Here is a 23,129-nt window from a genome sequence, read left to right as displayed (position 1 = left end):
ACGAAAAAGCCGGCAGATGCCGGCTTTTTCGCTACAGAGGCGCCACGCGGGCGCCGCTGCGATCACGAGTTCGGAAACAGCAGCCACATCCGGCCGCCCTGTTTCATCTTCCCGGCCAGATCGCCGGCATCGTCGCCCAAGCCCCAGAAGTAGTCGGCGCGCACGCCGCCCTTGATCGCCGTGCCCGTATCCTGCGCGAACACGAGCCGGTTGAGCGGCGTGTTCGTGAGCGGACGCGTGGTCTGGAGAAACACCGGCGTGCCGAGCGGAATCGACGACGGATCGACGGCAATCGAGCGCTCCGGCGTGAGCGGCACGCCGAGCGCGCCGATCGGGCCATCCGCGCCGCCTTGTGCATCGCCCTCGTTCGACTGCATGTCGCGGAAGAACACGAAGCGCGGATTGGTGTCGAGGAGCGCATCCACGCGCGTCGGGTTCGCGCGCGCCCAGGCCTTGATGCCCTGCATGGTCGCCTGTGCCGGCGTGAGCTCGCCGCGATCGAGCAGCCAGCGCCCGATCGACTTGTACGGCTGGTTGTTGGTGCCGCCGAAGCCCACGCGCATCACGCTGCCGTCTTCCATCACGACGCGCCCCGAGCCCTGCACCTGAAGGAAGAACGCCTCGATCGGATCGTCGACCCACACGAGTTCGTTGCCGTTGAGGATGCCCGCGCGTTCGAGTTGCGCGCGCGGCGGCAACGCGGCGCCCGCGCGATAGCCGGAAGGCCAGCGATAGAGCGCCGTCTGATAGATGCCGTGACGCGTGCGTGAGCCGTGCAGCAGCGGCTCGTAGTAGCCGGTCACGAGACCGTCGAGCGTGCCGTCGGTGTTGGCGAACTGATACGGCGTGAAATACGTTTCGAAGAACACGCGCGCACTGGAGGCATCGAGATCGTCGAGATGCGACGCGGCGGAGCACGCGCGCTGCCAGCGCGGGTCGCGTGCAAGGCGCGTGCAGTTGGCACGCAGCGCCGCGGTCGCGCCGATCAGCGAGTCGTCCTGCCAGCCCGGCACCTGTTGCCACGCGACCGGCGTGAGACGCTGGGCCGCGAGTTGCGAGGGCAGCGCGGGCGCGCCCTTGGGCGGCGCGTTGCGCACGTAGCTCGGGCCGCCGCACGCGGCGAGCAGGGCCGCCAGCGAAACGGCGCCAAGCCAGCCGCCCAGGCGGGTAGCCAATCGGGCGCCCGCGCTGCGCAGCGTCGAGCCCGCACGATATCGCGCCGCTGTGAATCCCGGCATTACTGGAGAACCGAGGCCGGAATCGACGCCACAATCACGCCTACAATATTGGCTCTCGATGGATGCCGCCATGTCAGAACTGCTCGACGAATACCCGATGCTCATGTTTGGTCTGGAAGCGCTCCTCGCGCTGTTCCTGCTGATTTTCATCGTTGTGTGGACCGCGTCGGGCAGGAAAAAGCGCGCCCCGCACGACGATCGGCGTCAGGACTAGCAGACCCCAAATTCGCGCCGCGGTTCAATCGCGGCGCGTCAGTGCAACGTGCGAGGCATGCGCAGCACGAACTCAGGAACGGGCGCCTCGAAGCGCTCGGCGTCCTCGGCCACACAGAAGTACTCGCCGCGCATGGTACCCACGGGCGTCGCGATCACGGCCCAGCTCGTGTATTCGAACTGCTCGCCCGGCTTCAGAAGCGGCTGATGGCCGACCACGCCGAGCCCCTTCACTTCCTGCACGTGATTTTCGCTGTCGGTGATGACCCAGTGGCGCGCAATGAGCTGTGCGCTCACCTGACCGGTGTTGCGAATGGTCAACGTGTACGCGAAGGCATACTGCCGGCGCTCCGGGTCCGATTCTTCGGGCAGGTAGCGCACCTGCGACGTCACGCTGAATTCGTACTGGCTCATCCTTGTTCCAATCGCCCGGGTGCGGCTGCTGAGTCTGATTACTGAAACGCCCGCGCGCAAGAGCGCCGGCAGGCGCGCCGCGATGCGCGGCACATGGTTTCGCATTCTGCTTGATGCAACCGGCACCCGCAACCCGGCGCGGCCCGCGACAACGCTCCTGGCCGTGGCCGGACAGCGGCCGCGGCGGCCCGCCCCACTGACGGTAAAATACGGTTTTTCCGACAGTTTTCCGATTGCCGCCATGACGCAATTCCGCATCGCCCCCAGCATCCTCTCCGCCGACTTCTCGCGTCTTGGCGAGGAAGTCCGTAACGTCGTCGCAGCCGGCGCCGACTGGATCCACTTCGACGTGATGGACAACCATTACGTGCCGAACCTCACGATCGGGCCGCTGGTGTGCGAGGCGATCCGCCCGCACGTGAATGTGCCCATCGACGTGCATCTGATGGTGCGCCCGGTCGACCGCATCGTGCCCGACTTCGCCAAGGCCGGCGCGAACCTCATCAGCTTCCACCCGGAAGGCTCGGACCACATCGACCGCACGCTCTCGCTGATCCGCGACCACGGCTGCAAGGCCGGTCTCGTGTTCAACCCGGCCACGCCGCTGAACTACCTCGACCATGTGATGGACAAGCTCGACCTGATCCTCATCATGTCGGTGAATCCGGGCTTCGGCGGCCAGTCGTTCATTCCCGAGGCGCTCAACAAGCTGCGCGAGGCGCGCGCGAAGATCGACGCCTACACGGCGCGCACGGGCCGCGAGATCCATCTGGAAGTGGACGGCGGCGTGAAGGTCGACAACATCGCCGAAATCGCGGCGGCCGGCGCGGACACGTTCGTGGCGGGCTCGGCGATCTTCGGCAAGCCGGACTACAAGGCTGTGATCGACCAGATGCGCGCGCAGCTCGCAAGCGTTGCCAGCGCCGCAACCGCGAAATGAATGCTCCCGTCAAATTCAGCGCGCCGCGCATCGAAGCGGCGCTGATCGACCTGGACGGCACGATGGTCGACACCGCCGACGACTTCGCCGCCGGCCTGAACGGCATGCTCGCGCAGCTCGACGCCGAAGAAACCACGCGCGAGGAAGTGATGGGCTACGTGGGCAAAGGCTCGGAGCATCTGATCCGCAGCGTGCTCGCGCAGCGCTTTCCCGCCGACGACGCCCAGGAGCGCTTCGACGAAGCGCTCGCGCTCTATCAGGACGAGTACGCGAAGATCAACGGGCGCCACACGCATCTGTACCCGGACGTCGAAGCGGGCCTGGCCGCGCTGCGCGGCCAGGGCATCAAGCTCGCGTGCGTGACCAACAAGCCGCACCGCTTCGCCGTCGAGCTTTTGCAGCAATACGGCCTGGCGCACTACTTCGAGGTGGTGATTGGCGGCGACAGCCTGGCGAAGAAGAAGCCCGACCCGCTGCCGATGCTCACCGCCTGCGAGCGCCTGGGTGTGAAACCCGCAGCGGCTGTGGCGATCGGCGATTCGGAGAACGACGCGATTGCGGGCCGCGCGGCCGGCATGGCCACGCTCACGGTGCCCTACGGCTACAACCACGGCCAACCTGTACAAAAAATTGAATCGGATGGTATAGTTGCCTCGCTGCTCGACGCCGCCAAGGCGGTCGCAGCACACAATGATCTGACTTAAGTTCTCAACTGAACGTCAACTATCCTCATGTTTCTGAATAAAAAACGGAGTCTGAGCACGATCGACCGGGGAGCCTGGCCCTGGCGTCGCTGGTCGCGCTAACCTCGCCTGAGGTTCGCTGAAGCTTGTCTTCAGCACCGTTTTTTACTTCGCTGCGCACTCGCGCGTGTCTCGACTCTAAACTGTTGCAGTAACCCGTCGGCTGATCTGGCCATTGGCTTTCGTTGTCCTTGCGTGTCGTTTCGCCGTTCGCGGCGAGGTGTGCAAGGCGCGAGCGGCTACGCCTCGTCTTCCGTCGATGTACTGCACGCCGGCCCGGCAAGCGCGCCTTCAGCAGCGCAAGCACGGGCGGCACGAGCGAGCGCCAGCGGCCATCAAGCACTCAAAAACAAACGCCTCGCGCACACCGCGCGCCCCGTTTTGAGCCGCACTGGGCCCGCACCCGCCGCGACCGGCAGCACGAACAGGATCGGAACATGACCGAACTCGAATTTCAGTCCCTCGCCAACGAGGGCTACAACCGCATCCCGCTGATCGCCGAAGCGCTCGCCGATCTCGAAACGCCGCTCTCGCTGTATCTCAAGCTCGCGCAACCCGAGCGCGGCGGCGCCAACTCTTTCCTGCTGGAGTCCGTGGTGGGCGGCGAGCGCTTCGGGCGCTACTCGTTCATCGGCCTCCCGGCGCGCTCGCTGATCCGCACGCGTAACGGCGTTTCGGAAGTCGTGCGCGACGGCCAGGTGATCGAGACGCACAACGAAGATCCGCTCGAATTCATCGCGAAGTACCAGGCGCGCTTCAAGGTCGCGCAGCGTCCGGGCCTGCCGCGCTTCTGCGGCGGCCTCGCCGGCTACTTCGGCTACGACGCGGTGCGCTACATCGAGAAAAAGCTCGCCGACACCTGCCCCACCGACGATCTCGGCCTGCCCGACATCCAGTTGCTGCTGACCGAAGAAGTCGCGGTCATCGACAATCTCGCCGGCAAGCTCTACCTGATCGTCTACGCCGATCCGCAAACGCCCGAGGCGTACACCAAGGCCAAGCACCGCCTGCGCGAACTCAAGCAGCGCCTGCGCACCACCGTGCAGCCGCCGGTGACGAGCGCGAGCGTGCGCACCGAAACGTTCCGCGAATTCAAGAAGGACGATTACCTCGCCGCCGTGCGCAAGGCGAAGGAATACATCGCAGCGGGCGAACTGATGCAGGTGCAAGTGGGCCAGCGCCTCTCGAAGCCGTATCGCGACAACCCGCTTTCGCTCTACCGTGCGCTGCGTTCGCTGAACCCGTCGCCGTACATGTACTACTACAACTTCGGCGAATTCCACGTGGTGGGCGCGTCGCCGGAAATTCTCGTGCGTCAGGAAAAGCGCGGTGAGGACCGCATCGTGACGATTCGTCCGCTCGCAGGCACGCGTCCGCGCGGCAACACGCCCGAGCGCGACGCCGAACTCGCGACCGAGCTGCTCAACGACCCGAAGGAAATCGCCGAGCACGTCATGCTGATCGACCTCGCGCGCAACGACGTGGGCCGCATCGCCGAGATCGGTTCGGTGGCCGTGACCGACCAGATGATCATCGAAAAGTACTCACACGTGCAGCACATCGTGAGTTCGGTGGAAGGCAAGCTCAAGCCCGGCATGAGCAACTTCGACGTGCTGCGCGCCACGTTCCCGGCCGGCACGCTTTCGGGCGCGCCGAAGGTTCGCGCGATGGAACTGATCGACGAACTGGAGCCGGTGAAGCGCGGCCTGTACGGCGGCGCGGTCGGCTATCTCTCGTTCAACGGCGAGATGGATCTCGCGATTGCGATCCGCACCGGCCTCATCCACAACGGCAATCTGTATGTGCAGGCCGCCGCGGGCGTGGTTGCGGATTCGGTGCCCGAGTCCGAATGGCAAGAAACCGAGAACAAGGCGCGCGCCGTGCTGCGCGCGGCCGAGCAGGTGCAGGACGGCCTCGACAGCGACTTTTGAGCGGAGAAAAGACCATGTTGCTCATGATCGACAACTACGATTCGTTTACCTACAACATCGTCCAGTACTTCGGCGAGCTCGGCGAAGACGTCCATACGTATCGCAACGACGAAATCACGATCGACGACATCGCGAAGCTCAACCCCGAGCGCATCTGCCTCTCGCCGGGACCGAGCAATCCGCAGCACGCGGGCATCACGCTCGACGTGCTGCGCGAATTCGCGGGCAAGACGCCGATTCTCGGCGTGTGCCTCGGGCATCAGGCGATTGGCGAAGCGTTCGGCGGGCGCGTCGTGCGCGCCAAGACCATCATGCACGGCAAGGTGAGCCAGATCGAAACCGATTGCAAAGGCGTGTTCGCCGACCTGCCGAAGCACTTCAACGTCACGCGCTATCACTCGCTCGCCATCGAGCGCGAGTCGCTGCCCGACTGCCTCGAAGTATCGGCCTGGACCGACGACGGCGAGATCATGGGCGTGCGTCACCGCGAACTGGCGGTGGAAGGCGTGCAGTTCCATCCGGAATCGATTCTCTCGGAGCACGGCCACGCGCTGTTCGAGAACTTCCTGAAGCAAACCAGGCACGCTTGATACGGAGGCGACCATCATGATTACCCCGCAGGAAGCGCTCCAGCGCACGATCGAGCATCGCGAGATTTTTCACGACGAGATGCTCCACCTCATGCGCCTCATCATGCGCGGCGAGCTGTCGCCCGTGCTGTCGGCCGCCATCATCACCGGCCTGCGCGTGAAGAAGGAAACCATCGGCGAGATCACGGCGGCCGCGACCGTGATGCGCGAGTTCGCGAATCACGTCGAGGTGAAGGACAACTCGAACTTCATCGACATCGTCGGCACCGGCGGCGACGGTTCGCACACCTTCAATATCTCCACGGCCTCGATGTTCGTGGTCGCGGCGGCAGGCGCGAAGGTCGCCAAGCACGGCAACCGTGGTGTGTCGAGCAAGTCGGGCAGCGCGGACGTGCTCGAAGCGCTCGGCGTGAACATCGATTTGCAACCGGACCAGGTGGCCGCATCGATCGCCGAAACGGGCATGGGCTTCATGTTCGCGCCCAACCATCATCCCGCGATGAAGAACATCGCCGCCGTGCGTCGCGAACTCGGCGTGCGCACGATCTTCAATATCCTCGGGCCACTCACGAATCCGGCTGGCGCGCCCAATCAGTTGATGGGCGTGTTCCATCCGGACCTCGTCGGCATTCAGGTGCGCGTGATGGAGCGTCTGGGCGCGAAGCACGTGTGCGTGGTGTACGGCAAGGACGGCATGGACGAAGTGTCGCTGGGCGCGGCGACGCTCGTCGGCGAACTGAAGGACGGCCAGATTCGCGAGTACGAGATCCACCCTGAAGACTTCGGTATGCAGATGGTTTCGAACCGCTCGCTCAAGGTCGAAAACGCCGACGAGTCCAAGGCGATGCTGCTCGGCGCACTCTCGAACGAGCCGGGCACGGCGCGCGAAATCGTGACGCTGAACGCGGGCACGGCGCTCTACTCCGCGAACGTGGCGGATTCGATTGCCGACGGCATCGTGCTTGCGCGCGAGACGCTCGCGAGCGGCCGCGCGCGCGCCAAAGTCGACGAACTGGTACGCTTCACGCAACAGTTCAAACGCTGATCCAGCACCGTTTTTTAGCCGAACATCATGAGCGACATCCTCGAAAAAATCATTGCGGTGAAGCGCGAAGAAGTGCGCGCCGCGGAACAGAGCGCCCCGCTCGAAGAGCTGCGCCTCGCGGCGAGCGCGCGCGACCTGCGCGATTTCGTCGGCGCACTGCGTGCGAAGCACGAGAACGGCCAGGCCGCCGTGATCGCCGAAGTGAAGAAGGCGAGCCCCTCGAAAGGCGTGCTGCGCGAAAACTTCGATCCCGCCGAAATCGCGCGCTCGTACGCCGAGGGCGGCGCGGCCTGCCTTTCCGTGCTCACCGACGTGCAGTTCTTCCAGGGCAGCGCCGCGTACCTCGAAGCCGCGCGCGCCGCATGCCATCTGCCGGTGCTGCGCAAGGACTTCATCGTCGATCCGTACCAGGTCGTCGAAGCCCGCGCGATGGGCGCCGACGCGATCCTGCTGATCGCCGCCGCGCTTCAGCCCGGCGAAATGCGCGACCTCGAAGCGCTCGCGCATTCGCTCGGTCTCGCGGTGCTCGTCGAAGTGCACGACCGCGCGGAACTCGACCATGCGCTCACCTTGAAGACGCCGCTCATCGGCATCAACAACCGCAACCTGCGCACGTTCGAAACCACGCTGCAAACCACCATCGGCATGCTCGACGACGTGCCCGAAGATCGCGTCGTCGTGACCGAGTCGGGCATTCTTTCGCGTGCGGACGTCGAGAAGATGCGCTCGCTTTCGGTGCACACGTTCCTTGTGGGCGAGGCGTTCATGCGCGCCGAACAGCCGGGCACGGAACTCGCCCGCATGTTCTTCTGATTGCTTGCGAGTAGAAGGCGACGATGGGTATCGAACGCGAAATCAAGCTCGCGCTGCCGAGCGACCAGGTGGACGCGGCGCTGCGTCTGTTCGAGACGCGCGCCGGCGTGCCGGGCCGCGCGATCAGGCTGGAGAACATTTACTTCGACACGCCTGCGCTCACGCTGGCGCGCGCAAAGAGCGCGCTGCGCCTGCGCCGCGCGCCCGAAGGCTGGCTTCAGACCTTCAAGACCGTGGGTGTCGCGCAAAACGGGCTGCACGCGCGGCACGAGTGGGAAATGCCGGTGGCGGGCGAAGCGCTCGAAATCGACAGGCTGTTGCACGAGTGCGATGAAGCCGGCGTTTCGACGGCGCTTTCCGATGCCGCCGCCAGCCTGATTCCGCTCTTTCGCACCGATTTCACGCGCACGCTGTGGGCGCTCGAAATCGACGGCTCGCAGGTGGAAGCGGCCGTCGATCAAGGCGAGGTCAGCGCGCAGGTGAACGGTGAAACTCGCCGCACGCCGATCTGCGAAATCGAGCTCGAACTGAAAGCGGGCGACGAAGCCGCTTTACACACGCTCGCCGCCGAGCTGGCGAAGGTGCTGCCGGGCCTCGCCCCCGACGACATCAGCAAGGCCCAGCGCGGCTACAAGCTGCGCGAAGGCTGAGCACGACGCTGCGCGACGCTTGAAGCGTCGCGCACGGGCACAACAAAGAGGCTCGCTGTTAGTTGCATCAACAGCGCCAATGCGTCCACCGCCCGCCCTGCCGCGCTCGCGCCGGATTGAATCGCCGCGCGATTGCTGCGACACTTGCCGCCCATGACCTCCACGAAACGCCCGCGCCTCGCTCAGCCGGTGCAGACCTCGCTCTTCGACGACGAACCGCCCGACACCGCGCTGGCTACGCTCGACGAGCCGCCGCTGCCCGAAGTCGACCCGCGCCAGATCTCGATCTTCTCGCTGTTCGACGCCGACGAATTCCCGGCGCCCACGCCCGCTCGCTCGCACGTCGATACGTCCGCCGAACCGCCCGCACCCGCCATGTCCAAAGAATCCGCCACGCCGCAGGCCCCGGCCGAGACCACGCGCCTCGAAGACCAGTTCGACGCGCTGCCCGCCGCCTGGCGCGAACTGCTCGCGCCGTTTATCGCGAGCGACACCTACGCTGCACTGTGCCGCTTCGTCGACGACGAGCGCGCCGCCGGCAAGACCGTCTATCCCGCCGACGTATTCCGCGCGCTGCGCCTCACCTCGCCCGACGACGTGAAGGTCGTGATCCTCGGCCAGGACCCGTACCACGGCGACGATCGCGGCACGCCCCAGGCGCACGGTCTCGCGTTCTCGGTGCCGCCTTCGGTGCGCCCGCCGCCTTCGCTGCGCAACATCTTCAAGGAGATTGCCGCGAGCCTCGGCATCGAAGCGCCGCCGCACGGCTGTCTGGACGCCTGGGCACGTCAGGGCGTGCTGCTGCTGAACACCGTGCTCACCGTCGAGCGCGCCAGCGCCGCGAGCCACGCCAAGCGCGGCTGGGAGCGCTGCACCGACACGCTGATCCACGAACTCGCCGCGCGCCACGAGCATCTCGTGTTCATGCTGTGGGGCGCACACGCGCAAAACAAGCGCACGCTGCTCTCGGGCGCGCATTGCGTGCTGGAAGCGCCGCACCCGTCGCCGCTCTCCGCGCATCGCGGCTTTCTCGGCTGCGGGCATTTCGCGCAAGCCAACGACTATTTGCAGGCGCATGGCCGCCAGCCGATCGACTGGCGTTTGCCTGCGCAAGGCGTCGTGCTCGCCTGATACCCACCGACTACGCGCCGATTCGGGCCGACACGCGCCGGGAGGCCCACAAGCAAAAACGCCACGAAATCGCTTTCGTGGCGTTTTTGTTTTACCGCAGGGAAATCGCCCGCATTACGCGGCGGCGATCGCCTCACGTGCGCTCGCGAGCGCGGCGCTGGCTGCGTCCGGGCCCATGTTCAGGCCTTCGGCATAGATGAAGTTCACGTCGGTCATGCCGAGGAAGCCAAGGAACGACTTCAGGTACGGCGTCTGGCTGTCGTGCGGGGTGCCTTGATACTTGCCGCCGCGCGCCGAAACGACGAACACCTTCTTGCCCGTCACGAGGCCTTCCGGACCGTTCGCGGTGTAGCGGAACGTGATGCCGGCGCGAGCGATCCAGTCGAAGTACGTCTTGAGCTGCGACGAGATGCCAAAGTTGTAGAGCGGCGCGCCGATCACGATGACGTCGGCTGCCTGCAATTCCGCGATCAGCGCTTCGCTGCGTGAGGCGATGGCCTGCTGCTCGGGCGTGCGCTGCTCGGCCGGCGTGAAGAACGCGCCGAGGACGGCGTCGTCGAGGTGCGGCAGCGGATCGGCTTGCAGGTTGCGCGTGACGACTTGCGCGCCCGGATTCGATTGTTGCAGCCTGGCCGTCAATTCATTGACGAGCAGCGTCGACTGGGCGCCTTGCGAGCGGGCGGCGGAATTGATTTGCAGGATCGTGGTCATGGTGGCTCCTTCGGGTCTCAGTTGCGCAACGTTGCGCGAGTGAAGGCATTGTGTTTTTTTACCGCGCCGCGAAAAAGTAGGCCGCCGATGACGGATTGTTGCAAAGATAGAACAATCGTCGGCATGAAAAAACGGCGCGGGGTATCTCGCCCGCGCCGCTTCCGGTGCCACTGCGCTGCGAGCGCGGCTCGATCCCCGCTCAGGCCGCCAGCCACCGCTCGCGCAAGCCGCGCACGGCGGCGCGCTTGTCGGCTCGTTTGTCAGTTCGCTTGTCGGCGGCGCTGAGCTTGTAGCGCGCGACTTCGGGCGCGTCGAGGGTCAGACGCGCCACGCGCAGCTCGTCGCGGCGGAACGCGTGAATCTCGACCTTCGCGCCCGGCTGGTAGCGCGAGAGCAGCGCGTCGAGATTGGCGCCCGTCACGCGCAGGCCGTCCAGCGCGACGAGCGCGTCACCGGCCGAAAGGCCTGCTTTCTGTGCCGCGCCGCCTTCGTAGACCACGGCAAGCGTCGCGTCCGCGCCGCCGCGCAAGCGCGCGCCGAGCGACGGCTTGGCGCCGCGCTCGGGCTCCCCTTCGAGCGTGACGCCGAACGGCTCGAACAGCGCCGCGAGCGGCAAATCGCGCGTGCCGCGCACGGCGTCGCTGAAGAGTGCGCCCAATTCCACTCCCGTCGCCTCGGCGATCAGCGCCTCGACGTCGTCCTCGCCCACGCCCACCGGCTTGCCGCGGTAGAAGTCGCGCCCGTAGCGCTGCCACAGGAGGCGCATGACGTCGTCGAGCGACTTGCGGCCGCCCGTTTGCGCGCGGATCGACAGATCGAACGCCAGGGCGACAAGCGAGCCCTTCGTGTAGTAGCTCACGATCGCATTCGAAGCGTTCTCGTCCTGGCGGTAATACTTCACCCATGCATCGAACGAGCTTTCGGCCACGCTCTGCTTCAGCCGCCCCGTGCCGCGCAGCACGCCCGCAATCGTCTTGCCGAGCAGGCCGAAGTATTCGTCTACGGAAATGAGGCCGCTGCGTACGAGCATCAAGTCGTCGTAGTACGACGTGAAGCCTTCGAAGAGCCACAGGAGCGACGTGTAGTCCTCGCGCGTGAGGTCATACGGCACGAACGCCGCGGGCTTGATGCGCTTCACGTTCCAGGTATGGAAGTACTCGTGACTGCACAGGCCGAGATAGGTGCGATAGCCGTCCGACGTCTCGGGCTTGCCCTTCACCGGCAAGTCCGTGCGATTGCAGATGAGCGCCGTCGAAGCGCGGTGCTCGAGGCCCCCGTAACCGTCGCTCACGGCCTGCGTCATGAACACGTAGCGCTCCATCGGCGCGCGCTTCGTGCGCGGCTCGAAAAGCGCGATCTGCGCCTCGCAGATCTTCTTCAGGTCGGCGGCGAGACGCTCGGTGTCGAGCGCCACCACGCGGCCCGCGATCACGATGTCGTGCGGCACGCCGTGCGCCTTGAAGCTCGCGAGCGTGAACTCGCCGAGCGTGACCGGATGGTCGATCAGCTCGTCGTAGTTGGTGGCCGCGTATTCGCCAAAGCCGTAACGCTTGGTGCCGCGCGCCTCGGCGAGCGCCGTGCCCACGCGCCAGTGGCGGTACGCATGGCCGTCCGGACGCTGGATGTCGACCACGTGCTGCGCCTCTTCGTGGCCGAGCGCCGCGAGAAACACGCTCGTGCCGTTGAAGAAGCCGACGGTGTCGTCGAGATGCGCGGCGCGCACCGACAGGTCCCACGCGTACACCTCGTAGCGCAGCGTGAGTGCGCCCTTCACGGGCGCGGCCTGCCACGTGTGCTTGTCGGTTTTCGTCACGCGCACCTTGCGGCCCGCGTCGTTGAAGGCGCGCAGCGTGACGATGTTGCGCGCGAACTCGCGCACCATGTAGCTGCCCGGAATCCACACGGGCAGCATGAAGCACTGGCCCTCCGGCGCGGGATCCTCGACGGTGAGCGTCACCTCGAACAGATGCGCGGCAGGGTTCTTCGGGACGATGGTGTATCGAATCGGCTTCATCGGCGGGATCGGTGAGAAGTTCGGTCGGCGCAACGCGATTACAGCACGCATGGCCGGGGAAAACGCGAAGGATAAAAAAACACCGGCCGCAAAAGCGGCCGGAGGTTTCGGGCAAGGCCTCAGTGAGCGCTGCTCAGGGCCTTTTCGAGCCGGTCGCCGCTGACCGCGCCCGGCAGCCGCGTGCCGTCGGCGAGGATCACGGTGGGCGTGCCGGTCACGTTCATCTTCTGGCCGAGCGCGAGATTGCTGTCGATGGCGGCGGTGTCGCAGGTGCCGGCGGCCGTGGGCGCCTTGCGGTCAACCATCCACGACTCCCACGCCTTCGCGCGGTCCGTCGAGCACCAGATCTGCTTGGCCTTCGCCGTCGAATCCGGCGAGAGCACCGGATACAGGAAGGTGTAGACCGTCACGTTGTCGATCGACTTGAGCGTGCTTTCGAGCTGGTGGCAGTACGGGCAGTTCGGGTCGGAGAACACGGCCATCTTGCGGCTGCCGTTGCCCTTCACCACCTTCACCGCGTTCGCGAACGGCAGCTTCGCGAAGTCGACCTTGTTGATCTCGTTCAGGCGAGCCTCGGTGAGATTGCGATGCGCCTTGGTGTCGATGAGTTCGCCGTTGAGCACGTAGTCGCCGTTGGCGTCGCTGTAGATGAGCTGCGTGCCGAGGTTGATCTCGTACAGGCCCGGCATCTGCGCCTTGGTGATGCCCTTGATGTCGCTGGCGTCGATACCGAGGCGCGACTGGAGCGCCGATTTGATCTTGTCGGTGGTCTGGTCGGCCTGGGCCGAGCAACCGAGCGCCGAGGTGGCCGCCGCGATGACGATCGCGGCAATGCGAATACGCGTTTGCATGGGATGCATTCCTGATTCGGGCGCGCCGCGCGAATGCGGCGCGCGCAGAGTTCCGTTGGCTGACCGCAGCGCTGGCAAGCGCTGCAAACACCGCCTTCGCCGGCACCGCTGGGCGAATACGCCCATTCTAAGCTGCACCGGGCTTCGAGCAACCGAAATGCCCGCTCGGGCTCGGCGATGCCATAAGCGCAATGGGCGCAATAGGCGCTACGGGCGCGCTAGCCGAGCGCCGAAGCCACGAGCCAGCGCTTGAGCAACGGCTGCGCGCCCACGAACGCCATGCCCGTGTTGCGCACCGCGCGGGCCAGCGTGCCGGGAAATGAAAAGAGGCGTTGCAGGCCGTCGGTGGCGACGACGAGTTTCTGGATGTCTTCGCGGCGGCCGCGTTCGTAGCGGCGCAGCAGAACGAGGTCGCCGAGGTCGCGAAACGCCTCTTTCTTCGTGACGACGTCCACAAGCGCGGCGACGTCGCGCAGACCGAGGTTCACGCCCTGACCGGCGAGCGGGTGAATCAGATGCGCGGCGTCGCCGACCAGCGCGACGCGCGGCGCGACGAGCCGATCGACGGTTTGCAGCGAAAGCGGAAAGCCGCGCGCGGGCGTGACGCATTCGAGCGCGCCCAGCTGGCTTTGCGAAACGCGCTCGACTTCGGCGGCGAGCTGCTCCGGTTCGAGCTTGAGGAGTTCATCGGCATGATCCGTCTGCGCCGACCAGACGAGCGATACGTGCTGGTCCGGCAGCGGCAGCAACGCGACGATCTCGCCCTCGCGGAACCACTGGTACGCCGTTTCGCCGTGCGGCTTTTCCGCGCGGAAATTGGCGACCACGCCGGTTTGGCGGTAGTCGCGCCGCTCGACCTTCGAGCCGATCTGCGAGCGCACCCACGAATGCGCGCCGTCCGCGCCGATCGCGAGATCGGCTTCGATCGTGCGGCCGTTGGCGAGGCCGATCACGGCGGCGTCCGGCTTCACGTCGAGCGTTTGCGCGCGCGTGTCGATCCACGTGAGATTGGGCTGGAAGTGCAGCGCCGCGTCGAGCGCGCGCTCGACGACCGACGACTCGGCAATCCACGCGAGCTGCGCAACCGAGGCCTGATATGCCGAGAAGTGCAGTTCCGCGGCGGCGTCGCCGAACACGCGCATGTCGAGCACGGGCGTGAGGCGCGCGGCGTCCACGGCCTGCCAGACCCGCAGCCGCTCGAACAGCGCCTGCGAGCTGCGCGAAAAGGCGTAGACACGCGCGTCGAACACGGCGCCCGTGGGCAGCGGCGCGCACGGCTGCGCGAGCAGCGCCACGCGCAGGCCGCCCTGGGTCAGCGCGAGCGCCGCCGACTTGCCGACGAGCCCGCCGCCGATCACGGCGACATCAAAGGTCTGGTTGCTTGCAGTCATGCGCGCATTATAGCCGCGGGGGCTTGCCCGACAGGGCCGGACGGGCACGATGTTGCGGCGCAACAAGGGGCCCGCGTCATCCGGCGCTACACGGCGTCGCAGGGCGAATCCGCGTTTCGGGGCGCCCGCCCGCATCGCCCACGCCGAACCCTCCCCCGGACGAGGTTACAATTACGGTTTTCGTGACCCGTAGAATCGTGTCACGCCCCCCGACGTGCCACCTGCGCCGCCCCGCCCGCCGCCTCCGCTATTCGCGCGACGCCCGGCCCCGGGCGCTACGCGCGCGGCGAGCCGCACGTCACCACCCTGACATGCAGAGATTTTCATGAGCCTCAAATGCGGCATCGTCGGCTTGCCTAACGTCGGCAAGTCCACCCTCTTCAATGCGCTGACCAAGGCAGGCATCGCCGCCGAGAACTATCCGTTCTGCACGATCGAGCCGAACGTCGGCGTGGTCGAAGTGCCGGATCCGCGCCTGAAGGCGCTCTCGGAGATAGTGAAGCCCGAGCGCGTCGTGCCGGCCGTGGTCGAATTCGTCGACATCGCGGGTCTGGTCGCGGGCGCGAGCAAGGGCGAAGGCCTCGGCAACCAGTTCCTCGCCAACATCCGCGAAACGGATGCGATCACGCACGTCGTGCGCTGCTTCGAGGACGAAAACGTGATCCACGTGGCGGGCAAGGTCGATCCGCTCTCCGACATCGAAGTCATCAACACCGAACTCGCGCTCGCCGACCTCGCCACCGTCGAAAAGTCGCTCACGCGCTATTCGAAGGCCGCCAAGTCGGGCAACGACAAGGAAGCCGCGAAGCTCGTCGCCGTGCTGGAAAAAGTGCGCACGCAGCTCGACCAGGCCAAGCCCGTGCGCGCGCTCGACCTGAACGAAGACGAACAGGCGCTCCTGAAGCCCTTCTGCCTGATCACCGCGAAGAAGACGATGTACGTCGCGAACGTGAAGGACGACGGCTTCGAGAACAACCCGTACCTCGACGCCGTGCGCAAGCACGCCGAAGCCGAAGGTGCGCCGGTCGTGGCCGTGTGCGCCGCGATCGAAGCCGAAATCGCCGACCTCGACGACGAAGACAAGATCGCCTTCCTCGCCGACATGGGCATGGCAGAGCCGGGCCTCGACCGCGTGATCCGCGCGGGCTTCAAGCTGCTCGGCCTGCAAACGTATTTCACGGCGGGCGTGAAGGAAGTGCGCGCGTGGACGATCCACGTGGGCGATACGGCCCCGCAAGCCGCCGGCGTGATCCACACCGACTTCGAGCGCGGCTTCATTCGCGCGCAAACCATCGCGTTCGACGACTTCATCCAGTACAAGGGCGAAACCGGCGCGAAGGAAGCCGGCAAGATGCGCGCCGAAGGCAAGGAATATGTCGTGCACGACGGCGACGTGATGAACTTCCTGTTCAACGTGTAAGCGACGTTGCAAGGCAATGCAGAAAAGCCCGCTTGTGAGCGGGCTTTTTTGTGGCTGAGGGCGCGAGCGGCCGACGGTAGCCACCCGTCACTCCCCCGCCGCCCCCACCCCGTACAATAGCGGTTTGCGTTTCACCCGGCGTCACCCCAATTCGCGGTTCCGACGTGGCGCCCGTGCAAGCAGCGCCGCGTCCCGCCCCCTTTTCTCCCGTTTCCAAAGACACTCTCATGGCCCAATACGTCTTCACCATGAACCGGGTCGGCAAGATCGTGCCGCCCAAGCGCCAGATCCTGAAGGACATCTCGCTGTCGTTCTTCCCCGGCGCGAAGATCGGCCTGCTCGGCCTGAACGGCTCGGGCAAGTCCACGCTCATCAAGATCATGGCCGGCGTCGACAAGGACATCGAAGGCGAAGCCACGCCGATGCCGAATCTGAACATCGGCTACCTCCCGCAGGAGCCGCAGCTCGATCCGGAAAAGACCGTGCGCGAAGCGGTCGAAGAGGGTCTGGGCGACGTATTCAATGCGCAGAAGAAGCTCGACGAAATCTACGCCGCCTACGCGGAGCCGGATGCCGACTTCGACGCACTCGCCGCCGAACAGGCAAAGTACGAAGCGATTCTCGCGACCACCGACGGCAGCGCCGAACAGCAGATCGAAATCGCCGCCGACGCCCTGCGCCTGCCGGCGTGGGACGCGAAAATCGGTAACCTCTCGGGCGGTGAAAAGCGCCGCGTCGCGCTGTGCAAGCTGCTGCTCGAAAAGCCCGACATGCTGCTGCTCGACGAGCCGACCAACCACCTCGACGCCGAATCGGTCGAGTGGCTCGAGCAGTTCCTTACGCGCTTCCCGGGCACCGTGGTCGCCGTGACCCACGATCGCTACTTCCTGGACAACGCCGCCGAGTGGATTCTCGAACTCGACCGTGGCCACGGCATTCCCTGGAAGGGCAACTACTCCAGCTGGCTCGACCAGAAGGAAGAGCGCCTGAAGCAGGAAGAAGCGTCGGAATCGGCGCGCCAGAAGGCGATCAAGAAGGAACTGGAGTGGGTGCGCCAGAACCCGAAGGGCCGTCAGGCGAAGTCGAAGGCGCGTATCGCCCGCTTCGAGGAACTGTCGAGCGCCGATTACCAGAAGCGCAATGAAACGCAGGAAATCTTCATTCCGGCGGGCGAGCGTCTGGGCAACGAAGTCATCGAGTTCAAGAACGTCAGCAAGTCTTACGGCGACCGTCTGCTGATCGACAACCTCAGCTTCAAGATTCCGGCGGGCGCGATCGTCGGCATCATCGGGCCGAACGGCGCCGGCAAGTCGACGCTGTTCCGCATGCTCACGGGCAAGGAGCAGCCGGATTCGGGCGAGATCGTGCAGGGCCCGACGGTCAAGCTCGCGTACGTGGACCAGAGCCGCGACGCGCTGGCCGCCGACAAGACCGTGTTCGAGGAAATCTCGGGCGGCGCGGACGTGCTGACCGTGGGCAAGTACGAAACGCCGTCGCGCGCGTACATTGGCCGCTTCAACTTCAAGGGCGGCGACCAGCAGAAGGTCGTCGGCAATCTGTCGGGTGGTGAGCGCGGCCGTCTGCATCTGGCCAAGACGCTGATTTCGGGCGGCAACGTCCTGCTGCTGGACGAACCGTCGAACGACCTCGACGTCGAAACGCTGCGCGCGCTCGAAGACGCGCTGCTCGAATTCGCGGGCTCGGTGATGGTGATTTCGCACGATCGCTGGTTCCTCGACCGTATCGCCACGCACATCCTGGCGTTCGAAGGCGACTCGCAGGTCACGTTCTTCGACGGCAACTATCAGGAATACGAGGCCGACAAGATCAAGCGCCTGGGCGAGGAAGCCGCGCGTCCGAAGCGTCTGCGCTACAAGCCGATCAGCCGGTAACCCGCGACGGGTTCGGTAGCCAGCAACGGCGGCCCTCGGGCCGCCGTTTTTCTTTGCGGCACGCGCGGCACGGCGGTTGCGCGAAAGCCGCTACGCTTAGGGCCTTCAGCCTTTGGTCCTCTAGCCCCTGGCCCTCTCCCCCGCGAGGAATTGCGCATGGCGATGCCGCTCCGCAACCGGATTCTGCTGATCGTGACGATCGCCGCCGCGTTACTCGTGCTTGCGGCGCTCGGCGCGGCGTACACGCTCCAGCGCGAGGCAAAGGCGTATGTGGAGCGAGCGCTCGCGCCCGTCGGCACGGCGGCGAGCGTGAACGTGGCATTCAACCTCTCGTCCGTCGAACTCGTCGACGTCCGCCTGAAACCGCCGCCCAACTGGCCCACCGCCAACACGCTGCGCGCCGCGCGCATCACGATCACGCCCGACCTGCGCGCACTGCTCTCGCACCGCGTGCACATCCGCAGTGTCACAGTGAGCGACTTCACGATGACGGTGCTGCGCCGGGAGAGCGGCTCCATCCTGATCCTGCCGAATCTGCGCGACGAGATGGCGCAAGCTTCAGCGCCCGCGTCCGGCGCGAGCGCAACGCCGGACGCGGGCGGCCTGCCCCGCGAAAAGGTCATCGACCATATCGGCTTCGAGAACGGCACGTTCGAGTTCTACGACCGCTCGGTGAGCAACCCGCCGTGGCGCGTGACGGTGAACCGCGCGCAGGCGAGCGTGGACAACGTGCATCTGCCCGCGCTCAGCGAGCCCACGCGCGTTTCGGTCACGGGCAATGTGGTCGGCCCCGAGCATACGGGCCGCGTCGCGTTTGACGGCTGGATGCAGATCGCGAACAAGGATTCGCAAACGCACACGACGCTGCGCGGCGTGGACGTGCGCACGATCGATCCGTATCTGCTGAAAAAGGCCGGCGCCAAGGCCAATGTGACGGGCGGCACGCTCGACCTCGATCTCACCTCGACCGTGCGCGGCTATCACCTGCACGCGCCGGGCACGGTCACGCTGCACAACCTGCAACTGGCGGAAAGCGGCGACGCCGTGGACACCTTCCTGTCGATCCCGACGCGCGCCGCCGTGGCCGCGCTCAAGGCGCACAAGGGCGAGATCACGCTGCATTTCGTGCTAGACGGCAACTTGCGCGATCCGAAATTCAAGCTCAACGAAAGCCTCGTGACGGAACTGCGCGCGGGGTTCGCGCAAGCGCTCGGCGTGAGCGCGGAGGGCGTGGCGAAGGGCGCAGGGCAAACGGCGAAGGGAATCGCCGACGCGCTGCGCAGCCTGCTCGGGCAACCGGCGGCGCCGGCGCCCGCATCGAAATAGCCCGCGAGCGCGGGCTTGCTGCGCGATCAGGCGATCACGCGAACAGGCAGTCAGCCGATCAGCCGCTCAGAGCGGCAGGCCGAGTTCGCGCAGCTTCGCGTCGGTGGCGGCGTTGCTCGAGTGATGCACGCCATGCCAGCCGAGCGCCGTGGCGGCCTCGGCATTGCGCGCGTTGTCGTCGATGAAAACGAGTTCCTCGGGCTTCACGCCGGGCAACTGCGCCTCGATGCGGCGAAACATCTCGTGGAAGATCGCCGGATCGGGCTTCACGAGCTTCACGCGCCCCGAAACGACGATGTCGCGGCAGCGCCGCAGGATGCCAAAGCGCTCCCAGGCCCACGGAAACGTCTCCGCCGACCAGTTGGTGAGGCCGAAGATCGGCACGCCCGCCGCTTCCAGCCGCTCGAAGGTGGCGACGCCGCCCTCGAGCAGGCCGCCGATCATCTCGTGCCAGCGGTCGTAAAACGCGCGAATGAGCGCCTCGTGCTCGGGAAACTTCGCGACCAGTTCCTCGGTGCCCACGGCAAGGGGCTCGCCGCCGTCCTGGCGGATCACCCAGTCCATCTTGCAGACGTTCGTGAGGAACCAGCGCCGCTCGTCGTCGTTGGGAATGAGCTTGCGATAGAGATGCTCGGGATTCCAGTCCACGAGCACGCCGCCGAAATCGAACACCACTGCCTTGATCGCCATACGCTTGCCGCTCCGCTTGATCGCTAGCTGAATATCGAGGAAATCAGATCGGTTGCGTGCGCTTTTCGAGCCACGCGAGCGCCTCGCCGCTCACATGCGGCGCGACGCGCACGCGCACCGTCTGGTGGTACGCGTTCAGCCATTCGCGTTCGTCCTCACGCAAGAGCGACAGATCGATACAGCGCGTGTCGATCGGGCAGAGCGTGAGCGTCTCGAAGTTGAGGAACTCGCCGAATTCGGTGGTTTCGGCGCGCTGGTTCAGCACGAGATTCTCGATGCGCACGCCCCACTTGCCCGGCCGGTAGATGCCCGGCTCGACCGATGTGATCATGCCCTCTTCCATCGCGGTCCACGGTTCGGCGGGCGCGTAATGGGAGATGACCTGCGGGCCTTCATGCACGTTCAGGAAGTAGCCCACGCCGTGGCCCGTGCCGTGGCCATAGTCCACGCCGGCTTCCCAGATCGGCGCGCGCGCGATGGCGTCGAGCATCGGCGAGCGGATGCCGCGCGGGAACTGCGCGCGAGAGAGCGCCATCATCCCCTTGAGGACGAGCGTGAAGTCGCGCTTTTGCTCCGCGCCCGGTGTGCCCACGGGCACGACGCGCGTGATGTCGGTGGTGCCGTCGAGGTACTGGCCGCCCGAGTCGATCAGCAGCAGGCCGTCGCCCTCGATCACACTGTGCGACTCGGGCACGGCGTGGTAGTGCGGCATCGCGCCGTTGGCGTTGAAGGCCGCGATGGTCGCGAATGAGAGCGACTTGAAGCCGGGCCGGCGCGCGCGCGCGGCGGTGAGCTTTTCGTCGATGGTCAGTTCGGTGATGGTCTCGTGGCCAAGCGCGGCTTCGAACCACGCGAAGAACTCGGCGAGCGCCGCGCCGTCCTGCTCCATGGTCGCGCGCACGTGGTCGGCTTCGGCGGCGGTCTTGCGCGACTTGAAGAACGTGCTCGGGTTGACCGACTCCACGAGTTGCACCGCCGACGACACCGCCTTCAGCAAGCCGTACGTCACGCGGCGCGGATCGACGAGCAGCGCGGCCTTGGCTGGCAGCACCGCGAGCGCGGCGGCGGCCTCGGCGTAGGGCGCCACACGCACCTTGTCTTTCGCGAGCGATTGAGCAAGCGCCTCGCTCACCTTGCCGCCGGCGACGAAGAGCGTCGCTTCGTCCGGCCCGATCAGCGCATGCGCGACGAACACCGGGTTGTAGTTGACGTCCGCGCCGCGCAGGTTGAAGAGCCATGCGAGGTCGTCGAGCGTCGAGATGAAATGCCACTGCGCGCCCTTCTCCTGCATCGCGCGGCGCACCTGTTCGAGCTTGCCCGCGCGGCTCGTGTCCGCGTGCGGCGCAACGTGCTCGTACACCGGTTCGAGCGGCAGCGACGGGCGGCCTTGCCACACGTCGTCGAGCAGATCGAGGTCGGTGCGCAGCGCGATGTCGCGCGCCTTGAGCGCGTCGGCGAGCGCGCGCGCCGAGGCCACGCCCAGCACGTCGCCGTCCACGGCCACCGCGCCGCCCGCGCGCACGTTCTGCGCAAGCCAGTCGATGTGCGGCGCGCTCTGCTGGCCGGCCATCATCTTCATGAGCTGTATGCCCGTGCCCGCCAACTGGTTTTCGGCCTGCACCCAGTAGCGGCTGTCCACCCACACGCCCGCGAAGTCCTTCGTCACGACCAGCGTGCCCACCGAGCCGGTGAAGCCCGACAGCCACTCGCGGCCCTGCCAGCGGCGCGGCAGGTACTCGGAGAGATGCGGATCGGCGGACGGCACGAGTGCGGCGTCCACGTCGGCGCGCGCCATTGCGGCGCGCAGGGCGGCAATGCGTTCAGGGATCGAAGCGGTTTCGGGGAGTCGGGCGTTCATGTTTTCACCTGCGAAGAATTCGGGGCGGGATGATGGGTGGACCGGATCGGAACGGGTTAGCGCTGCCGCGCGCGCAACGCGACGCACGCGCCCACGAAGACGAGTGCGAGCGCCGTGCAAAGCGGCCATTCGAGCACCTCGCCGTCGTAGAAGAGGCCCGTCGCGCGGCCCACCGCTTTCGCGAGCACCGCGCCCAGCACGCCGGCCACGGCCGCCAGCGCGAACCCGTGGCGGGCGGCACGGCGCAGGGGATGGAGCCACCACCCGGCACACCCCACCACCAGACCCAGAACAACGATACCGGACCAGCCCATTAGAGATTTGTCCTATAGATTTTCAGAGATGTCTGATAGGACCGTCGAAGCGCGAGGGCTAGCATCACTTTCTCGGTTACATCTACTTTTACTGGAGAACGGTCGGCTCGGCGCTTTCCGCGTAGCGGTTGAGTGTAGGGGGCGGGATGGCGCAAGGCAAGCGCGTCCGGTCCGCCGCGGCCGCCCCCCCCTCGTATGCGAATCGCCCTAGTCGAACCCGACGCCCGTCAGGCCGAAATCGTCGTCCGCCTGCTCATCGCGGGCGGGCACGCATGCCAGCACTTCGCGCTCGGCACACAGTTCTTCGAGACGCTCGAAGAAGAAACCTTCGACCTCCTCGTCGTGGCATGGTGGTGCGGCGACACCGGCGCCGACGACCTCATCCCGCGCACCCGCAAGCTGCTCCCGGGCCTGCCCGCCATCGTGCTGATGGTCACGCCGCACGAGAGCGAGATCGTCGCGAGCCTGCAAGCCGGCGCCGACGACTGTATCGCCAAGCCTGTGCGCGGCCCCGAAATGCTCGCGCGCATCGACGCGCTGCTGCGCCGCGCGGGCGTGCGCCGTCCGCGCAACCGCGCGCGCCACGGCTTTGGCGACTATCTCTTCGACTCGGGGCGCTACGAAGTGTCCTTCCGGGGCCAGACCGTCACGCTCACGCCGAAGGAATATCGCTTCGCCCTGCTGCTGTTCACGAACGCATCGCGCCCCGTTTCGCGCGCGCGCATTCTCGAAACGGTGTGGAATCTGAACCGCGACGTTCGGTCGCGCACGCTCGACACGCACGCCTCCCGGCTGCGCAGCAAATTGCAGCTCGGGCCCGAGCACGGCTGGCGTTTGACGACCTTGTACGGCTTCGGCTACCAGCTCGAAAGACTCCCCCTATCATCTGCCGAAGAGTCGGAATCTGTCGACGAGAATGTCAGAAGCGCGGAAAAGTTATAATATCCGCCTAAA

At 66.2% G+C, this 23,129-nt stretch carries 21 protein-coding genes; 12 read left to right on the top strand and 9 right to left on the bottom strand.

The genetic code is table 11. From position 1 onward, the window contains the following. Positions 1–62 precede the first annotated feature (62 nt). Positions 63–1,388, bottom strand: coding sequence for a murein transglycosylase A (gene mltA, locus C7402_RS34295; RefSeq protein WP_165842057.1), 1,326 nt, complete (start codon positions 1,386–1,388; stop codon positions 63–65). A 102-nt stretch (positions 1,389–1,490) separates the two neighbouring features. Continuing rightward, on the bottom strand, positions 1,491–1,865 hold the full coding sequence (gene apaG / locus C7402_RS34290) for a Co2+/Mg2+ efflux protein ApaG (RefSeq protein WP_028208771.1): 375 nt from the start codon (positions 1,863–1,865) through the stop codon (positions 1,491–1,493). A gap of 241 nt (positions 1,866–2,106) precedes the next feature. Between apaG and rpe the strand changes: the two genes are divergently transcribed. The 8 genes from rpe (at position 2,107) to C7402_RS34250 (ending at position 9,708) form a co-directional block, all read left to right on the top strand. Further along, positions 2,107–2,805 carry a ribulose-phosphate 3-epimerase gene (rpe, locus tag C7402_RS34285; protein WP_112174928.1) on the top strand — a complete coding sequence of 233 codons (699 nt, stop codon included), beginning with the start codon at positions 2,107–2,109 and terminating at the stop codon, positions 2,803–2,805. Beyond that, a complete protein-coding gene (locus tag C7402_RS34280) occupies positions 2,802–3,509 on the top strand; it encodes a phosphoglycolate phosphatase (protein WP_116613738.1) in 708 nt (235 codons plus the stop codon). The genes rpe and C7402_RS34280 overlap by 4 nt, the downstream gene beginning before the upstream one ends. 476 nt (positions 3,510–3,985) lie before the next feature. After that, entirely contained in the window at positions 3,986–5,479 is a 1,494-nt protein-coding gene (gene trpE / locus C7402_RS34275; RefSeq protein WP_112174913.1) for an anthranilate synthase component I, read from the top strand. A 14-nt stretch (positions 5,480–5,493) separates the two neighbouring features. Beyond that, complete coding sequence (locus C7402_RS34270) at positions 5,494–6,069, top strand: aminodeoxychorismate/anthranilate synthase component II (RefSeq protein ID WP_112174912.1); 576 nt, start codon at positions 5,494–5,496, stop codon at positions 6,067–6,069. Between the two features lie 13 nt (positions 6,070–6,082). Next, the gene (gene trpD / locus C7402_RS34265; RefSeq protein WP_116613737.1) at positions 6,083–7,114 is read left to right on the top strand and encodes an anthranilate phosphoribosyltransferase; all 1,032 of its coding nucleotides are present in this window, start codon (positions 6,083–6,085) and stop codon (positions 7,112–7,114) included. Positions 7,115–7,141: 27 nt separating this feature from the next. Next, positions 7,142–7,927: an indole-3-glycerol phosphate synthase TrpC gene (gene trpC, locus C7402_RS34260; protein WP_116613736.1), complete on the top strand. Its 786-nt coding sequence runs from the start codon at positions 7,142–7,144 to the stop codon at positions 7,925–7,927. Between the two features lie 23 nt (positions 7,928–7,950). After that, the gene (locus C7402_RS34255) at positions 7,951–8,577 is read left to right on the top strand and encodes a CYTH domain-containing protein (RefSeq protein WP_112174909.1); all 627 of its coding nucleotides are present in this window, start codon (positions 7,951–7,953) and stop codon (positions 8,575–8,577) included. Between the two features lie 375 nt (positions 8,578–8,952). Continuing rightward, positions 8,953–9,708, top strand: coding sequence for a uracil-DNA glycosylase (locus C7402_RS34250; RefSeq protein WP_116613747.1), 756 nt, complete (start codon positions 8,953–8,955; stop codon positions 9,706–9,708). A gap of 114 nt (positions 9,709–9,822) precedes the next feature. On the opposite strand, the gene C7402_RS34245 is transcribed toward C7402_RS34250, so the two are convergent. From C7402_RS34245 to C7402_RS34230, 4 genes are all read right to left on the bottom strand, one after another. After that, positions 9,823–10,419: an FMN-dependent NADH-azoreductase gene (locus tag C7402_RS34245; protein WP_116613735.1), complete on the bottom strand. Its 597-nt coding sequence runs from the start codon at positions 10,417–10,419 to the stop codon at positions 9,823–9,825. 199 nt (positions 10,420–10,618) lie between these two features. After that, entirely contained in the window at positions 10,619–12,433 is a 1,815-nt protein-coding gene (locus C7402_RS34240) for a M61 family metallopeptidase (RefSeq protein WP_116613734.1), read from the bottom strand. Between the two features lie 119 nt (positions 12,434–12,552). Beyond that, entirely contained in the window at positions 12,553–13,284 is a 732-nt protein-coding gene (locus tag C7402_RS34235) for a DsbC family protein (protein ID WP_112174905.1), read from the bottom strand. A gap of 218 nt (positions 13,285–13,502) precedes the next feature. Then, positions 13,503–14,675, bottom strand: a complete 1,173-nt coding sequence (locus tag C7402_RS34230; RefSeq protein ID WP_112174904.1) for a UbiH/UbiF family hydroxylase — start codon at positions 14,673–14,675, stop codon at positions 13,503–13,505. A 325-nt stretch (positions 14,676–15,000) separates the two neighbouring features. Between C7402_RS34230 and ychF the strand changes: the two genes are divergently transcribed. The 3 genes from ychF (at position 15,001) to C7402_RS34215 (ending at position 19,313) form a co-directional block, all read left to right on the top strand. Continuing rightward, complete coding sequence (ychF, locus tag C7402_RS34225) at positions 15,001–16,095, top strand: redox-regulated ATPase YchF (protein WP_116613733.1); 1,095 nt, start codon at positions 15,001–15,003, stop codon at positions 16,093–16,095. 227 nt (positions 16,096–16,322) lie between these two features. Then, positions 16,323–17,987 (top strand): energy-dependent translational throttle protein EttA, encoded by a 1,665-nt coding sequence (ettA, locus tag C7402_RS34220; RefSeq protein WP_112174902.1) that lies wholly within the window; start codon positions 16,323–16,325, stop codon positions 17,985–17,987. A gap of 156 nt (positions 17,988–18,143) precedes the next feature. After that, positions 18,144–19,313, top strand: coding sequence for a DUF748 domain-containing protein (locus C7402_RS34215; RefSeq protein ID WP_116613732.1), 1,170 nt, complete (start codon positions 18,144–18,146; stop codon positions 19,311–19,313). Between the two features lie 66 nt (positions 19,314–19,379). Here C7402_RS34215 and C7402_RS34210 read toward each other — a convergent pair whose 3' ends face one another. From C7402_RS34210 to C7402_RS34200, 3 genes are read right to left on the bottom strand one after another with little or no spacing between them, the layout of a single operon-like run. Beyond that, positions 19,380–20,003, bottom strand: a complete 624-nt coding sequence (locus C7402_RS34210; protein WP_112174900.1) for an HAD family hydrolase — start codon at positions 20,001–20,003, stop codon at positions 19,380–19,382. A 43-nt stretch (positions 20,004–20,046) separates the two neighbouring features. Continuing rightward, entirely contained in the window at positions 20,047–21,861 is a 1,815-nt protein-coding gene (locus C7402_RS34205; RefSeq protein ID WP_116613731.1) for an aminopeptidase P family protein, read from the bottom strand. Positions 21,862–21,917: 56 nt separating this feature from the next. Continuing rightward, the gene (locus C7402_RS34200) at positions 21,918–22,175 is read right to left on the bottom strand and encodes a hypothetical protein (RefSeq protein WP_116613730.1); all 258 of its coding nucleotides are present in this window, start codon (positions 22,173–22,175) and stop codon (positions 21,918–21,920) included. A 195-nt stretch (positions 22,176–22,370) separates the two neighbouring features. On the opposite strand from C7402_RS34200, the gene C7402_RS34195 reads away from it, so the two are divergent. Then, positions 22,371–23,117, top strand: coding sequence for a response regulator transcription factor (locus C7402_RS34195; RefSeq protein WP_112174897.1), 747 nt, complete (start codon positions 22,371–22,373; stop codon positions 23,115–23,117). Positions 23,118–23,129: the final 12 nt, after the last annotated feature.

The sequence above is a fragment of the Paraburkholderia unamae genome, from assembly GCF_003096875.1.
GTDB lineage: Bacteria > Pseudomonadota > Gammaproteobacteria > Burkholderiales > Burkholderiaceae > Paraburkholderia > Paraburkholderia unamae.
Note: the sequence above shows the minus strand (reverse complement) of the source record. Positions and strands in the feature narration are given on the sequence as shown.

What these genes read in the sequence shown, in the direction of transcription:
- mltA (WP_165842057.1), bottom strand. Translation starts at nt 1,388, where the DNA reads ATGAAAATCAGCAGGAACAGCGCGAGGAGCGCTTCCAGACCAAACATG.
- apaG (WP_028208771.1), bottom strand. Translation starts at nt 1,865, where the DNA reads ATGAGCCAGTACGAATTCAGCGTGACGTCGCAGGTGCGCTACCTGCCC.
- rpe (WP_112174928.1), top strand. Translation starts at nt 2,107, where the DNA reads ATGACGCAATTCCGCATCGCCCCCAGCATCCTCTCCGCCGACTTCTCG.
- C7402_RS34280 (WP_116613738.1), top strand. Translation starts at nt 2,802, where the DNA reads ATGAATGCTCCCGTCAAATTCAGCGCGCCGCGCATCGAAGCGGCGCTG.
- trpE (WP_112174913.1), top strand. Translation starts at nt 3,986, where the DNA reads ATGACCGAACTCGAATTTCAGTCCCTCGCCAACGAGGGCTACAACCGC.
- C7402_RS34270 (WP_112174912.1), top strand. Translation starts at nt 5,494, where the DNA reads ATGTTGCTCATGATCGACAACTACGATTCGTTTACCTACAACATCGTC.
- trpC (WP_116613736.1), top strand. Translation starts at nt 7,142, where the DNA reads ATGAGCGACATCCTCGAAAAAATCATTGCGGTGAAGCGCGAAGAAGTG.
- C7402_RS34255 (WP_112174909.1), top strand. Translation starts at nt 7,951, where the DNA reads ATGGGTATCGAACGCGAAATCAAGCTCGCGCTGCCGAGCGACCAGGTG.
- C7402_RS34250 (WP_116613747.1), top strand. Translation starts at nt 8,953, where the DNA reads ATGTCCAAAGAATCCGCCACGCCGCAGGCCCCGGCCGAGACCACGCGC.
- C7402_RS34245 (WP_116613735.1), bottom strand. Translation starts at nt 10,419, where the DNA reads ATGACCACGATCCTGCAAATCAATTCCGCCGCCCGCTCGCAAGGCGCC.
- C7402_RS34240 (WP_116613734.1), bottom strand. Translation starts at nt 12,433, where the DNA reads ATGAAGCCGATTCGATACACCATCGTCCCGAAGAACCCTGCCGCGCAT.
- C7402_RS34235 (WP_112174905.1), bottom strand. Translation starts at nt 13,284, where the DNA reads ATGCAAACGCGTATTCGCATTGCCGCGATCGTCATCGCGGCGGCCACC.
- C7402_RS34230 (WP_112174904.1), bottom strand. Translation starts at nt 14,675, where the DNA reads ATGACTGCAAGCAACCAGACCTTTGATGTCGCCGTGATCGGCGGCGGG.
- ychF (WP_116613733.1), top strand. Translation starts at nt 15,001, where the DNA reads ATGAGCCTCAAATGCGGCATCGTCGGCTTGCCTAACGTCGGCAAGTCC.
- ettA (WP_112174902.1), top strand. Translation starts at nt 16,323, where the DNA reads ATGGCCCAATACGTCTTCACCATGAACCGGGTCGGCAAGATCGTGCCG.
- C7402_RS34215 (WP_116613732.1), top strand. Translation starts at nt 18,144, where the DNA reads ATGGCGATGCCGCTCCGCAACCGGATTCTGCTGATCGTGACGATCGCC.
- C7402_RS34210 (WP_112174900.1), bottom strand. Translation starts at nt 20,003, where the DNA reads ATGGCGATCAAGGCAGTGGTGTTCGATTTCGGCGGCGTGCTCGTGGAC.
- C7402_RS34205 (WP_116613731.1), bottom strand. Translation starts at nt 21,861, where the DNA reads ATGAACGCCCGACTCCCCGAAACCGCTTCGATCCCTGAACGCATTGCC.
- C7402_RS34200 (WP_116613730.1), bottom strand. Translation starts at nt 22,175, where the DNA reads ATGGGCTGGTCCGGTATCGTTGTTCTGGGTCTGGTGGTGGGGTGTGCC.
- C7402_RS34195 (WP_112174897.1), top strand. Translation starts at nt 22,371, where the DNA reads ATGCGAATCGCCCTAGTCGAACCCGACGCCCGTCAGGCCGAAATCGTC.